This window comes from Oceaniglobus roseus (assembly GCF_002869745.1).
Classification (GTDB): domain Bacteria; phylum Pseudomonadota; class Alphaproteobacteria; order Rhodobacterales; family Rhodobacteraceae; genus Oceaniglobus; species Oceaniglobus roseus.
This window is the reverse complement of the sequence record NZ_PNOS01000009.1, coordinates 72,175-85,655: the sequence shown is the minus strand read 5'-3', so window position 1 is coordinate 85,655 and position 13,481 is coordinate 72,175. Positions and strand designations below refer to the sequence as shown.

Here is a 13,481-nt window from a genome sequence, read left to right as displayed (position 1 = left end):
TCCGGGCCTCCCGGCCCGGACCCTCGTCTCTCAGAAGTGGTAGGCGACGTTCGCGCCGACCGTGGTCGCGTCGATGTCGGTGCCGGTGCCGTCGAAGTCGTCGAAGCGGTTGTAGGTCACTTCGCCGCCGACCGAGACGTTCTCCGTCACCATGTAGTCGATGCCCGCGCCGACCTCGTAGCCGAAGTCGTTGGCGCCGACGCCGCCGATGGTGCCGTCGGCATAGGCCGCGCCGATGGTGCCGTAGAGCAGCGTGCGCCCGGCGTCGTAGCCCATCTTCAGCTTCGCCTGGGTCAGGCTGTCGATCGAGCCGTTGCCGCTGTCGAAGTCGAGGTCCGCCGCATTGGCGCTGAGCTCGCCACCGACGACGAACTTCCCGAAGTCGTAGAGGTAGCCCGCGTTCAGGCCGCCGACCACGCCGCTGGCGCCGTCGTCCACCACGCCGGTGTCGGCGTTCAGGTCGCCATAGGACAGCTGCGCCCCGACATAGCCGCCGGTCCAGTCGGCGCCGCTGTAGACCGGGGCCGGGGCCACGGGGGCCGCGATGACCGGCTCGGGCTGGGGCTGGGTCAGGCCGCCGGCAAAGGCCGGGAAGGCAGCCGCGGACAGGATGGCGGTGGTTGCGATGATCTTCATGTGTCTGCTCCGTTCGTCTGGCTGGTGAATCCAGCGTCTTGGCGCCGCTGCACTGCGGCGTCTGTGCCCACCTAATGAATTCTCCCGGGGGATGTTCCCCCCGGGCGCTCACGAAACCGCGCGCGGGGATGCGATGGGCCATCCCTTGCCGGGTATGCGCGCCGTTCCGGCAGATCGCCGCCGCTGTCCGAAACCGACATCGCGCCGCAAACGGAACAGACCGCGCCCCGGCCGGGCCGCAGCGTGGGCGCCATCACCGGGGTCATGTGAGGTGTGCCGTGGCCGGATACTGGCGGATCGCCCTCGTTGCGCGGACCATCGGCGCCCGCCGCGGCCGCGCCGCGCGGGGACGTCCCTGAGGGCGCCCGCTGCAATTCAACCGCCGTTCCCACGCCTCTCCGCAGATCCGAAAGCCGCCCCCATGACCGAACTCGTCCAGACCCGCCGCGCCGGCGGGCGAACCGCCCGGAAGGCCGCCCGCGCCGCCCCCCTGCCCCAGGCCCTGCGCCCGGTGCGTGCGGGGATGAGCGGCGGGCTCTACGCCCCCCTGAGCGAGGCCGAAGTGCTGCGCATCCACAACGCCGCGCTGCGCGCCCTCGACGAGATCGGGCTGGCCGACGCGCCGCCGAGCGGGATCGCCGCGATGACCGCGGCGGGGGCGCGGCTGGGCGAGGACGGGCGGCTGCGCTTCTCGCCCGCGCTGGTCGAGGACATGCTGGCGAAGGCGGCGCGGGGGATCACGCTGCATGGCCGCGCCCCCGAACATGATCTCGCTCTGTCGGGCACGCGGGTGCACTACGGCACCGCGGGCGCGGCGGTGCATGTGGTGGACGTGGACGGGCGCAGCTATCGCGACTCGACCGTACAGGATCTGCACGACGCGGCGCGGATCGCCGACCGTCTGGACAACATCCATTTCGTGCAGCGCCCCATGGTCTGCCGCGACATCCCCGACAATGTCGAGATGGACCTGAACACGCTCTATGCCTGCTGCGCGGGGACGACGAAGCATGTCGGCACCTCGTTCTTCGAGCTTGCCTCGGTGCCGCTGGCCTTCGACATGCTGCACCTGATGGCGGGCGGCGAGGCGGAGTGGCGGGCGCGGCCCTTCGTGTCGAACTCGAACTGCTTCGTCGTGCCGCCGATGAAGTTCGCCACCGAAAGCTGCATGGTGATGGAGCGCTGCATCGCGGGGGGGATGCCGGTGCTGCTGCTCTCGGCGGGCCAGGCCGGGGCCACGGCGCCCGCCCCGATCGCGGGGGCCATCGTGCAGGCGGTGGCCGAGTGCCTGGCCGGCGTCGTCTACGTCAACTCGATCGCCCCGGGGTTCCCGGCGATCTTCGGCACCTGGCCCTTCGTGTCGGACCTGCGCACCGGCGCGATGTCGGGCGGGTCCGGCGAGCAGGCGCTGCTGACGGCGGGCTGCGCGCAGATGCATCGCTTCTACGGCCTGCCCGGCGGGGCGGCGGCGGGGATCGCCGATGCCAAGCTGCCGGACATGCAGGCGGGGTGGGAGCAGATGTGCTCGAACGTCATGGCGGGGCTCTCGGGGCTCAACCTGGTGTACGAGGCGGCGGGAATGCATGCCTCGCTCCTGGGGTTCTGCATGGAATCGCTGATCCTCGGGGACGACCTGATCGGCCAGGCGCTGCGCTGCGTGCGGGGGATCGAGGTGGACGACGACACGCTGTCGCTCGAGGTGATGCGCGCGACCTGTCTCGGCGGGCCGGGGCATTACCTCGGATCCGACCAGACGCTGGCGCGGATGCAGACCGATTACATCTACCCCGCCCTCGGCGACCGGACGAGCCCGAAGGAATGGGAGGAGCGCCAGCGCCCGGACTTGCTGAAGAACGCGACGCGCCGCAAGGCCGAGCTTCTGGCCATGCCGGTGCGCGCCCGGTTCGATCCGCCGACCGATGCGCGGATCCGGGCGCAGTTCCGCATCCACCTGCCGGTGTCCTGAGCGGCGGGCGGCCGGGCGCGGTGCCCGCGCAGCGGCTCGCCGCCGGAAGCGGTCCCGTCCGAAGGTCTCCGCTTGCGGCGGTGCGGGTTTTGGCGTCGGGATGGGGTTGGGCGGTCCGCCGGTGCGGTCGCCCTGCGCGATGAGGGGTCTGCAGATGAGTACCGCGTTCCAACGCATGTCGCCGCTGGCCGGTCAGGTCGCGGTCATCACCGGCGCGGGCTCGGGGATCGGGCTGGCGACCGCCCGGCTCTTCGCCACCTGCGGCGCGCGGCTGGCGCTGGTGGACCGCGAGCGGGAGTCGCTCGCCGCGCTGGCGCGCGAGTTCCCGGCGGCGCTGCTGCTTTCGGGCGACGTGGGGGACCCGGCGGTGGTCGCCGACCACGCCGCCGCCGTGGCCGAGCAGTGCGGGCCGATGGACATCCTCGTGACCGCCGCGGGCTGGTCGGACGGCAAGAGCGTGGCCGACGGCGACTTCGCCGGCTGGCGCGCGGTGCTCGGCACCGTGCTCGACGGCACCTACCTCTGGGCGCAGCAGGGGGCGCGCGCCATGGCCGAGCGCGGCGGCGCCATCGTCATGGTCGGCTCGCAGCTGGCGCTGGCGGGCGGGCGGTCGAACGCCGCCTACCTCGCGGGGAAGGGCGCGGTGATGAGCCTGGCGCGGTCCATGGCGCTGGACCATGCCGAGCAGGGGATCCGCGTGAACACCGTGATCCCCGGCGCCATCGAGACGCCCCTGCTGGCGCGCAGCTTCGCCCGCAGCCCCGACCCCGCGGCGGCCCGCGCCCGGTCGGTCGCGCGCCATCCCATGGGGCGGCTCGGGCGGGCGGAGGAGGTGGCGCAGGCGATCCTGTTCCTCGCGGGCGACACGGCGTCCTTCACGACCGGCAGCTGCGTGATGGTGGACGGCGGCTGGCTCGCCGGGTGAGCGGTGCGCGGGTGCCGAAGCCCGGCGCCCGCTTGAGGAGCGCCCTCATATCTCGATGTCCATCAGCAGCGCCTTGCGGCTTTCGGCCAGCTTCTCGCGCAGGATCGGGCGGACGTCGGCGAAGATCGACGGGCTGAGCAGCAGGCTGCCCGCCGACATCCAGTAGTCCACGGTCTGGCTGCCCCAGGAGACGAACAGGATGTTGCGGCGCGCGTCCTCGAAGCTGAGGGAGAACGCGCCGAGCGCCATCGACACCGCCTCGCCCGCCGCCTCGGCGCTGGCGATCTGGAAGTTCGACCCCCGGCCCTTCGTCGTCGACAGGTCGAACAACTTGATCCGGCCGTCGTCCTCGGCCAGCGCCTTCAGCGCGTCGAGCGCGCTTTGCACGACCGCCATCTGCGCGCCGGTGGCCACCGCGGCCAGGGTGCCGAGGATCACCGATTCGAAGCTGCCGCCGCCGGTCAGCCTGCGGCTGTCCTCGAACGGCTGCGCGACGCGGCTCCAGCCCATGAGGCTCAGCATGTCCATGTAGATGCCGAACCAGGCGGCGCGGTCGGCCACCGGATCCACCTTCGCATCCGCCGCGCGCTGCGCGAAGAGGGTCGAGAGCAGCACGTCCTCCTTCTGCGCGGGCGTCAGGCTGTCGGTGAAGGACACCACCCCGGCGGCGGCGACGAGGGCCTTGGCCGTCTGCTGCCCCAGGCCGATCTCCGGCGCCTCCAGCGGCGCGTCGCGGCGCACCGGCTCGGCGAAGGCCGAGCGGGACTTGCCGCGCGGCGCCTTCGCCGGGGCAAGCTCCACCGCCTGAAGCATCGCCGCCCGCTCGGCCCGGTTCTGCGGCTGCGGGCCGCCGACGGGCGAGCTCTCGGGCAGGGGCGCGTCGCGGAAGGCCGGGGGCCAGGTGGCGTTGCTGCCGCGGGTGTCGACGTGAGTGAAGGTGTTGTACCGGCCGATCCCGCCCGCGAAGAGCCCCTCGCGGTCGCGCAGCCAGCGCAGCGCCATGGCCACCTCGGGGGCGGCCATGCCCGACACCTGGAAGTCGAGCGCGTGGAACGACATGTGGACACTCTGGGACGCGGTGCCGGGCAGGCAGGCGTTGTAGGCGGGGGCGCGGTAGGCGTTGGTGATCGCGATGGGCCGGCCGAGGCGGCCGCGCAGGTGGTCGAGCACCCGCGCCGTCCTCGCGATGTTCGGCCAGAGCGCGCGCGGCGGATAGGTGTTCAGCCCGGCGCAGGGCGAGGTGGTGCTGGTGTGCGAGCCGCCGAGCACCAGGAACTCGTCACTAGTGAAATGGGCAAGCCCGAGGGAGCGGATGAACAGGTCGAAGTCCGCGTAATCGGCCCAGGCCGCCGCCGCGCCGCCCGAGCGCGGGCGCGCGCCGCGGGCGTTGGCATCGAAAATCGCCTGCACCTCGGCCTCGGGCAGCTGGTCGCTGGTCTCGGTCTCTTCCTCCGTTTCCTGGGGGGCGGCGGCGGGGACGGGCGGCCGCGCGGCGGGGATCGCCGCCGAGGGCATTGCCGTGGCCTCTGCCGCCGCCGCGCGGGGCTGGATGGTGAAGGGGCGGTCGTCGATGAACAGGGGCGCCTTGTGCAGCCGGTCGAACAGCTGCGGGGTCTGAGCAGGGCTGGCGATCCGGGCGTCGATGGCGGCGCGGAAGGCGGCATAGTCGCCGGAGAACGCCCCGCCCTGCCAGGTGTCGAGCAGCGCCTGGGTGAAGGCGCCGTGGGCCGGGCCGTCCATGGCGAACTGGTCGTCCCGGCAGGCGCCGAGGTTCAGCACCGAGGCGTGCACCGGGCTGATCAGCGGGTTCATGATGTCGGACTCCCGCGTCTTCGGCAGCCCGAGCGAGACCTTGCGGTAGGCCTCGAGGTTCTTCCGCCAGACCCGGTCCTCAACCCCGAGCGGCATCGCCCGCGGCGTCGCGGCGGCGGTGACGGCAGCCGCCACGGTGTCCGGAATGTTGAACGTCAGCCCGGCCAGCGGCCGTCCGATGCGCACCATGGAGCCCGAATGGCAGGTGTCGGGCACCATGAGGATGCGCACCCCGGCCCGGAACCGGCCCCAGAGCATGTAGAGCTCGTCGTCGATCAGCTGGAAATCGTAGAGGCACAGCGTCTCGTCCATGCGGTCGTCGCCGGTCTCGTCCTCGTCGCCGTTGAAGTCCGGGATCCGGCCGCCGTGGGAGGAGACCGTCATCAGGAACATGTCGCCGGGCTGAAGGCCGTCCGCCGCCTCCTCGATGGCCGCCGTCACCGCGCCGCGGGTGGCCTCGGCGGTCAGCAGCATCCGCGTCTCGAATCCCTCGGTCTCGGCCAGGGCGCACATGGCGCGGGCGTCGGCCTCGCAGGCCGTCAGGCGCCCGTCCCAGCCGTCGTAATGCACCGGATCGACGGTGTTCAGCCCGACGTGCAGCGAGATCCCCCTCGCCGCGCCGCCGGCCACCGTCGCCGGGGCCGCGAGGGCCGCGGCGCGCAGGTCGGACTTCAGCCCGAACGGCCCCGCGGTCAGAAGCGGCACCCCGCCCCGGGTCGCGGCGGGCAGGTTGGCGAGGCGGCGGATCTCGCGGTCGAATTTCGCCGCGACATCGCGGTAGCCCTCGTTCGTCGGGTGCAGCCCGTCGTGCCAGCGGCCGTCGCCGACCACGCCGCGGCAGTCGATGTAGGTGACATGGGGATGGCGCCCGGCGGCGCGGCGCAGTCCGCGGTTGAAGCGGTCCATCATCACCTGCGCGATGTGCTTCTGCAGCGCCTTGTTGCGGATCCCGCGGGATTCCATCGGCTTGCCGAGCCAGCGGTCGCCGTTCGGCACCGGATAGTCGTAGCCGTGGCACAGGATCGAGACATGGGGGAATCGCTGCCGCACCTGGGTGAACATGCGCCCGTACTGTTCGAGCGCGCCGGCCACGAGGGCGTCGAAGGAGGGCAGCAGGTAATCCTCGGGGCCGAAGTCCGGGTCGAACGCCTCGAGATGCGCGGCCAGCGCGCCGCCCGCCACCAGGTCGTTGCCGCCGCCCGAGAGCAGCAGGATCCGCGCCCCCGTCTCCTCGAGCGCGCCGATGTATTCCGCTTGGTCCGCCATGTGCTGGAGCAGGTCGCCCGCGGCACCGAGGGACAGGATGGCGTAGGTCTCGCTCAGGTGGTCGATGGTGTCCTTCAGCAGCAGCGGGTACTGGAACCAGCTGTCGCCTTCGGAGACGATCAGCGGTCCGGTGTAGCCGTCGCGCAGGCGCGCGTAGAAAAGGGATTTCCTGTGCAGGCGGGCGAACCAGTTGGCCGCGTTCATCGCCGCCGCGCTGCGGTTCAGCGCCTCGGTGCCCAGCGGGATCTCGACCGTCTCGGGGTTGAACACCAGCCGCGGTGCGAAGGCGCGCGAGGCGTCGGGGTCGGCGACGAAGTACGGCGCCAGCTCGGACTCGCTTGTTCCGAGGTCGGCCATCTTGGCCATCAGCTCTTCGACCGTGATCTTTGCCATGGGATGCTCCTAGGCCGGGTGTTCCGGGCGGCCCGCGCCGTCGCGGAGCCGGACGATGGTGGACAGGATGTGTTCGAAGACCAGCGGTTCGGCCTGCAGGACGGTCTGCGGCACCTTGTCGAGCGCGTGAACCTGGCCGCTGACCCGCTTTAGCTGCACCACCGCCTTGCGCGCGCCGCGGGGCAGCACCCCCTCCGCCGCCACCGCGGCCGTGCCGAGGAAGGTGCGGGGCCGCCAAGGCCGCCGGTCCGGGGCCCCGGGGTCGGGCCCCGGCGCGGGGGCGGGGGGCGGCGGATCGCGGTCCTCGAAGGCGTTGGCGACGAGGTGCAGGATCGACTTGCCGTAGGCGCCGAAGACCACCCGCTTCTCCAGGTCAGGCGAAGGCGTGACCAGCGTCGCCGGGCGCACCGGATCTCCCGGCACCAGCGGCGACAGCCCCTCGGGCCAGCCCGCGGCACCGGCCCGCCGGTCGCTGCCGATGCGCGCGTTCATCCGCGAAAGCTGCGGCACGATGCGCCGCGCCGCGCGGGTCATGTCGATCGCCGGATGCACGAGGTGCAGCGAGGAGAGCCCGTCGCGCAGCCGCCCGGCCAGCCCGTTGCCGTCCATCCCGAGCAGAAGCTCGTGCAGCACCAGCACCCCCGCGCCCTCGGCCACCAGATGCAGCTCGGTCCCGGTCTCGGCCGCGAGGGTCAGCACGTCGTCGAAGAAGCCGTGCAGAACGCCCTTCGGATCTCCCGGCCTGCGCCGCCGGTCGCCCGGATCGCCCGGCATCTCGCCCGGTCCCAGCACGGCGCGGCGGGCGCCGAACTCGATGTCGCGCCAGAAGGCGCGCCCGACCCCGCTGACGCGGGATTCGATCAGCGCGTCGAGATGGGCGCCGTTCTGCCCGGCCTGCGCGGCGCAGTCGTCGAAGAGCCCCTGCAGCACCTCCATCGACTTCTCGACGAAGGCGTTGCACCAAAAGAGGTTGTAGGGATAGAGCCCCGCCGCCTTGATCCGCGACTTGCGCTGGACCGCGGCGGCGAAGGCGGGCTTGATCCCCTCCAGGCTGCCGGGGATCCACACCAGGATCCCCTTCCACGCGCCCTCCTCCTGCGGGTGGAGTTTCCCGGCGAGATAGTCGCGCGTCGTCTTCCAGCCGGTGTGGAAGGAGGGATAGGAGCCGGTCCCGACGTGGCGGCCGTCGTCGAGGTGGATGTAGTGCCCCATGAGGTCGAAGCAGGGCTGCGATCCGGCCTGCACCGCGCCCGACAGGACGCCCTTCATCCCCTTCTCGCCGATCCCCGCGCCGAAGGCGCTTGGCGCGCGCACGCCGAGGCGAAGCACCCAGGCGTCGAGCACGTTCTCGGCCCAGTCCTCGTAGGGCCAGAGCGCGATGCCCGCCTGCGGAAGGCCGTGCAACCGGCCGCCGGCGCGCGGATAGCCGCCCCAGCCCGGCCCCCAGGAGTTCAGGACGTGGAAGCCGCGCTCGTCGTAGCCGACGATGACGAAGGCGTGGTTCCCCCGATCCTCGCCCACGGGGGGCGGGATGACGCCACCCTTCGCGGGGTCGGACAGCGCCTGCCAGCCGTCGTGGATCCGCGCGCTGACCAGCACCGCCTCGGCATCGTTCAGCGCGGCGTGGAAGTGGTTCAGCACCGAGGCGAGCCGGCAATAGGCGCCAAGCCCGGTGCCGCGCGCCGTCTTCGCCTGCTCGACGCTCGGGTAGATCTGGCGCGTCTGGAGCGCGAAGTAGCATTCGCTCTGCCAGCGCGCCTTGTCCTCGCAGGCGGCGTTGTGCGGCCAGTCGAAGCAGACGCCGTGGTGGTAGAAGCCCTTGATCGCCGAGCGGAGCGAGCGCAGCCCCTCCTGCCCCGGATCCCGCTCGGCGTCGAGATCGGGATAGCGGTCGTGGAAATAGGCCATGTGGTAGAGCATGTCGGCGCTGACGATGTCGTCGTCGATGCTCACCCCCCTGCCCCCGGCGGGCCCCGGAAGCCGTTGCAGGGCGCGTTGCAGGTCGATCAGGTTGGCCAGCGCGAAGCCCGCGCAGCGCCCGCTTGCCCCCTGGTCGCGGACGCCGAACACCGGCTGCGCGCCACCGCCCCGGCCCACCATGAGGGCGTCGCGCAGCTGGAGCCGTTCGGCCAGCACCGCGAGGCTCGGGACATAGGGCTGGTCGCGCAGATCGACGAAATCCTCGCGGATCGTGTTGCGAAGGGACGCGCCGGGGGTCGTGGAACCCATCGAAGCAGGCCTCGTGGCGGCGCCGACGGAAATGCGGTGTCGGCCGGACTGAAATCGGACATCTGAAACTTGACGCATGGTAACCCGCGCCCCATGATTCCGCAACTTCAAGTTGTTCACCGCTCCTGGCCCGGCCTCCGGTCGGGGGATTCACACGGCAACGTCTCGACTCCGGCGCCGCGACCTGCTTGATCCCGGGGGACGGAACGGACACGGCGAACGAACGCGGGGATCGGACGTGGCGACGGGTACACGGCAGCTCCTGATTGGGATCGACGGCGGCGGCAGCGGCTGCCGCGCGGCGGCGCGCTGGTCCGACGGCCCGCAGGTCTTCGCGGCCACGGGCGGCCCGGCCAACGCCACCACCGACCGCGCGCAGGCGCTGTCGAGCGTCCGGGCCGTGGTGGCACGGGTGGCCGCCCTGGCCGGTGCGCAGGCGGCGGAGATCGCCGCGGCGCGGGCGCGGATCGGGCTGGCCGGGATCATGGACGAGGCGATGGGCCGCGCCTTCGCCGAGCTTCTGCCGATGCGCGCCGAGGTGGGCGGCGACCTCGAGTTGCAGGTGGGCGGCGCGCTCGGATCCGGCGACGGCTTCGTGCTGGCCATCGGCACCGGCACCATCGTGGCCGGGCGCACCGGGGGCAGGCTGCGGCGGGCGGGCGGCTGGGGCTTTCCGCTGTCCGACCAGGCCTCGGGCGCGGACCTCGGGCGCGCGGTGCTGCGCCGGGTGCTGCTCTGCGAGGACGGCATCGCCGACCATTCCGGACTGACCCGCGCTCTTCTCGCCGAACTCGGCGGCGATCCCCGCGGGCTGGTCGCCTTCGCCGTCGGCGCGAAAGCCGAGGATTACGCCCGCTTCGCGCCGCGCATCGTCGCGGCGGCCGCGGCGGGCGACACGCAGGCGCTGGCGGCGATGCTCGAGGCCGCGGCCTATCTCGACCGCGCGCTGACCGCGGTCGGTTTCCGGCCGGGCGCGCGGCTCTGCCTGATGGGTGGCGTCGGGCCGGCCTATGCGCCCTACCTCGCCAGCGCGGCGCAGGCGACGCTGATCGCGCCCGCGGCCAGCGCCGTGGACCACGCCCTGGCCCTTGCGGCGGCACTGTGAGCGGGCGTGTCGCCTACACCGGCGCCCGGATCCACGACGGGGCGGCCTTCCGGCCCGAGGGCACGGCGGCGCTGGTCGAGGACGGCCGCCTGGCCGCCCTGCTGCCCGGGGCGGACCTGCCGCCGGACGCGCGGCGGATCACCCCGCCCGGCGGCGTGCTCTGCCCGGGGTTCGTTGATCTCCAGGTGAACGGCGGCGGCGGGGTGATGTTCAACGACGCCCCGGAGCCCGCGACGCTGGCCACCATCGCCGCGGCCCACCATGCCAGCGGGACGGCGGCGCTTCTGCCGACGCTGATCACCGACACGCCCGACACCACCCGCCGCGCGATCGACGCCGCGGCCGAGGCGATTGCCGGGGGGATGGACGGGATCGCGGGGCTGCACCTCGAAGGGCCGCACCTCGACCCTGCCCGCGCCGGGGCCCACGACCCCGCGCTGATCCGGCCAATGACGGCGGAGGACCTGGCGCTGCTTTGCGATGCCGCCCGCCGCCTGCCCGCGCTGCTGCTGACCGTCGCCCCCGGTGCCGTGTCGCCCGCGCAGATCGCCGAACTGGCGCAGGCGGGCGCGACCGTCTTCCTCGGCCACAGCGACGCCCCTTTCGACCTCTGCGCCGAAGCCGTCGCCGCCGGGGCGCGGGGCGTCACCCACCTGTTCAACGCGATGAGCCAGCTTGGCGGCCGGACCCCCGGCCTGGTCGGCGCGGCGCTGAACCTGCCCGGCCTTGCCGCGGGGCTGATCGCGGACGGGGTCCACGTCCACCCCGCCGCCATCCGCACCGCGATGGCGGCTTGCCCCGAGGGGCTGTTCCTTGTCACCGACGCCATGGCGACGGTCGGGGCAGAGATCGACGGCTTCACCCTGAACGGGCGGCGGATCCTGAAGGCGGGCGACCGGCTGACCCTGGCCGACGGCACCTTGGCGGGCGCGCACCTGACCCTGCCCCGGGCCGTCGGCGTGATGGTGGAGCAGTGCGGCGCCGAGCTTTCCACCGCCATCGCCATGGCCACCGGCCGCCCGGCGGCGGTGATGGGACTGGGCGACGGGCTCGGCTTTCTGGATCCCGGCACGCCGTTCCGCGCCGCCCACCTCGACACCCATCGCTGGAGCGCCGCGCCGCCGGAGTCCTGAGGGCGATCCCGCTTGCCCTCCGTGCGCCGCTTCGTCAGGTTCGGCGGCAAAAGGCCAGGAGGAAAACCCATGGATCTCACCGGACACCACGCCCTTGTCACCGGGGGCGGCAGCGGCATCGGGCTGGCCATCGCACGCGCCATGGGCAACGCCGGGGCCGAGGTGACGATCACCGGGCGGCGGGCGGCGGCGCTGGAGGAGGCGGCGGCGCATCCGCGGCTGCACGCGGCGGTCGCCGACGTGCTGGACGAGGCGGCGCTCGACGCCGCGGTCGACGCGGCCGTGGCGGCACGGGGGCCGCTTTCGATCTGCATCGCCAATGCCGGCATCGCCGAGGGCCGCGCACTGCACAAGACCGACCTTGCCGAATGGCGGCGGATGCTGGGCACGAACCTCGACGGGGCCTTCCTGACGATCCGCGCGGCGCTGCGCACGATGCGGGGGCGCGACTGGGGGCGGGTGATCGCCGTCGCCTCGGTCGCGGGGCTGAAGGGGCTGAAGGGCGCGCCCGCCTATACCGCGTCAAAACACGGCATGGTCGGGCTGGTCCGCGGGCTGGCGGCAGATTACGCGGGGTCCGGGATCACCTTCAACGCGCTCTGCCCCGGCTATGTCGCGACCGAGATCGTGACCCGCAACACCGCGGCGATCAGCGCGCGGGCGGGCGTGTCGCAGGCCGAGGCCGAGGCGATGATGGTGCAGGTGAACCCCCACAAGCGGCTGGTGACGGCCGAGGAGGTCGCCGCCGCGGCGATGTGGCTCTGCGGCCCCGGCTCGGGCAGCGTCAACGGGCAGGCGATCGAGATTTCAGGGGGCCAGGCATGACCGACTTCACCGCGACACGCGCCAAGTTCCAGCTGCCCGAGGGGGTGATCTATCTCGACGGCAACTCCCTGGGGCCGCTGATGAAATCCACGCCCGAGCGGGTCGCCCGGATGATGGGCGACGAGTGGGGCGAGATGCTGATCACCGGCTGGAACAGGGCCGGATGGATGGCGGCGCCCGCCCGGCTTGGCGACCGGATCGCGCGGCTAATCGGCGCGGCGGAGGGGACGGTGGTCCTGGGCGACACGCTGTCGATCAAGGTCTACCAGGCCCTCGCCGCGGCGCTGGCGCTGCGGCCCGAGCGCAAGGTGATCCTGTCCGACGACGGCAACTTCCCGACCGACCTCTACATGGCGGGCGGCCTGATCGAGACGCTGGGACAGGGCCACCGGCTGCTGACGCCGCGTCCCGAGGACGTGGCGGCGGCGATCACCGAAGAGGTGGCGGTGGTGATGCTGACCGAGGTCGACTACCGCACAGGGCGGCTGCACGACATGGCCGCGATCACCGAGAAGGCGCACGAGGCCGGGGCTCTGGTGATCTGGGACCTGGCCCATTCCGCCGGGGCGCTGCCGGTGGACCTGACGGGCTGCGATGCCGATTTCGCGGTCGGCTGCACCTACAAGTACCTGAACTCCGGCCCCGGCGGCCCTGCCTTCATCTATGCCGCGCCACGCCATGCAGGCGCGATGAAGCCCGCGCTGGCCGGGTGGCTGGGGCACGAGGCGCCCTTCGCCTTCGACCCGGACTACCGCCCCGGCGTCGGGATCGAGCGGATGCGGGTCGGCACGCCGCCGGTGATCCAGATGGCCGCGCTCGACGCCGCGCTCGACGTCTGGGAGGGGGTCGACATGGCGGCGGTGCGGGCGCGCTCGATCGACCTGTCCGAAGCCTTCATCGCCGGGGTCGAGGCCGCCTGCCCCGCCCTGGACCTCGCCTCGCCCCGCGATCCGGCGCGGCGCGGTAGCCAGGTCTCGTTCCGCCACCCCGAGGGCTATGCGATCATGCAGGCGCTGATCGCGCGGGGCGTGATCGGCGATTTCCGCGCGCCCGACATCCTGCGCTTCGGCTTCACCCCGCTCTACATCGGGATGGAGGACGTGCAGGCGGCGGTGGAACATCTGCGGGCGGTGATGGACGGCGGGCTCTGGGACCGGGCGGAATGCCGGACGCGCGCGGCGGTGACCTGAG

Annotated in this window: 9 protein-coding genes; 6 read left to right on the top strand and 3 right to left on the bottom strand. The window is 72.8% G+C overall.

Translation table 11 applies throughout. The features are described 5' to 3' along the window. Nucleotides 1-30 precede the first annotated feature (30 nt). Nucleotides 31-636, bottom strand: a complete 606-nt coding sequence (locus A7B20_RS06670; protein ID WP_102107783.1) for an outer membrane protein — start codon at nt 634-636, stop codon at nt 31-33. 421 nt (nt 637-1,057) lie between these two features. On the opposite strand from A7B20_RS06670, the gene A7B20_RS06665 reads away from it, so the two are divergent. Together A7B20_RS06665 and A7B20_RS06660 are read left to right on the top strand one after the other, a co-directional pair. Next, the gene (locus A7B20_RS06665) at nt 1,058-2,602 is read left to right on the top strand and encodes a trimethylamine methyltransferase family protein (RefSeq protein WP_102107782.1); all 1,545 of its coding nucleotides are present in this window, start codon (nt 1,058-1,060) and stop codon (nt 2,600-2,602) included. Nucleotides 2,603-2,756: 154 nt separating this feature from the next. Continuing rightward, complete coding sequence (locus A7B20_RS06660; RefSeq protein ID WP_216641176.1) at nt 2,757-3,527, top strand: SDR family oxidoreductase; 771 nt, start codon at nt 2,757-2,759, stop codon at nt 3,525-3,527. A 45-nt stretch (nt 3,528-3,572) separates the two neighbouring features. On the opposite strand, the gene A7B20_RS06655 is transcribed toward A7B20_RS06660, so the two are convergent. Then, complete coding sequence (locus A7B20_RS06655) at nt 3,573-6,998, bottom strand: D-Ala-D-Ala carboxypeptidase family metallohydrolase (RefSeq protein WP_102107780.1); 3,426 nt, start codon at nt 6,996-6,998, stop codon at nt 3,573-3,575. Between the two features lie 9 nt (nt 6,999-7,007). Further along, nucleotides 7,008-9,227 (bottom strand): C1 family peptidase, encoded by a 2,220-nt coding sequence (locus A7B20_RS06650; protein ID WP_102107779.1) that lies wholly within the window; start codon nt 9,225-9,227, stop codon nt 7,008-7,010. Nucleotides 9,228-9,465: 238 nt separating this feature from the next. Here A7B20_RS06650 and A7B20_RS06645 point away from each other — a divergent pair, with 238 nt between their 5' ends. The 4 genes from A7B20_RS06645 (at nt 9,466) to kynU (ending at nt 13,480) form a co-directional block, all read left to right on the top strand. After that, nucleotides 9,466-10,332, top strand: a complete 867-nt coding sequence (locus A7B20_RS06645; protein ID WP_157937616.1) for a glucosamine kinase nucleotide-binding domain-containing protein — start codon at nt 9,466-9,468, stop codon at nt 10,330-10,332. Beyond that, the gene (nagA, locus tag A7B20_RS06640) at nt 10,329-11,465 is read left to right on the top strand and encodes an N-acetylglucosamine-6-phosphate deacetylase (RefSeq protein WP_102107777.1); all 1,137 of its coding nucleotides are present in this window, start codon (nt 10,329-10,331) and stop codon (nt 11,463-11,465) included. The genes A7B20_RS06645 and nagA overlap by 4 nt, the downstream gene beginning before the upstream one ends. A gap of 69 nt (nt 11,466-11,534) precedes the next feature. After that, entirely contained in the window at nt 11,535-12,290 is a 756-nt protein-coding gene (locus tag A7B20_RS06635) for an SDR family NAD(P)-dependent oxidoreductase (RefSeq protein WP_102107776.1), read from the top strand. Further along, a complete protein-coding gene (gene kynU, locus A7B20_RS06630; RefSeq protein WP_102107775.1) occupies nt 12,287-13,480 on the top strand; it encodes a kynureninase in 1,194 nt (397 codons plus the stop codon). Before A7B20_RS06635 ends, kynU begins: the two co-directional genes overlap by 4 nt. The last annotated feature ends 1 nt before the right edge of the window (nt 13,481 follow it).